The organism is Variovorax sp. E3 (genome assembly GCF_016082275.1).
Taxonomy (GTDB): Bacteria; Pseudomonadota; Gammaproteobacteria; order Burkholderiales; family Burkholderiaceae_C; genus Variovorax.
Window position 1 is genome coordinate 1 of sequence record NZ_MOWM01000365.1, and the last position, 746, is coordinate 746.

Genomic DNA, 746 nt, shown 5'->3' on the forward strand with positions numbered 1-746 from the left:
CCGCGGCCAGGGCGCCCGCGAAGGCGGCCGTTTCGGCGGCGCTTGCACTGCCGCCGCTGCCGCTGCGGGTGGTGCCCGATTCGTACAGCGGGTTGCCCGGGTCGAGGTCCTTGCCCATGTCGACCACGCGGGTCCAGTCGGAACCGAGACCGCCGGTCAGCTTGTGCACTTCGGTGGCCAGGCTTTCGTAAGCGCGCACGTCGCGACGCTTGGCGTGGATTTCGAGCAGCTTGAGGTGGATCGCGGTGCGGTCGGGGTTCAGGCGCAGCGCTTCGCGCAGGATTTCTTCTGCCTGCAGGTCGCGGCCGTAGGCCAGGTAGACGTCGGCTTCGGCCACGGGGTCGACATCGCCCGCGTCGAGCTGGCTCGGCGAGTACGACAGCGAGGACACGGTGGAATCGCCGCGGTGCTTGGTGTCGACCGATTCGCCGCCGCTGGCGCCGAAGAACGAGTCCTTCGGAATGCGGCTTTCGAGGAACACGCTTTCGCTCATTTCCTCGCGCCGGCGACCCAGCACGCGGTACAGCAGGAAGCCGACCAGCAGCGCGATCAGCGCAGCGCCGGCGAGCATCAGCGGGTTGTCGAGCAGTTCTTCGAAGACGTGGGTTCCGGGGGCGGAGGCGGCGGTGCCACGACCTTCTTGGGGGCCGGCTTCGGCGCGGCGGCCGTTGCTGCTGCCGCTGCGTCGCCCGTGGGGGCGGCCTGGGAAGCGGCTGCGGCGTCGGCGGCTGCAGATGCGGCGGGTG

Annotated in this window: 1 protein-coding gene; it reads right to left on the bottom strand. The window is 70.4% G+C overall.

Going from position 1 to position 746, the window contains the following annotated elements; genetic code table 11:
- Positions 1-571, bottom strand: a 571-nt coding sequence (locus tag BMG07_RS40890; protein WP_374221487.1) for a FimV family protein, incomplete at its 3' end; no start/stop codon positions are given.
- Between the last annotated feature and the right edge of the window lie 175 nt (positions 572-746).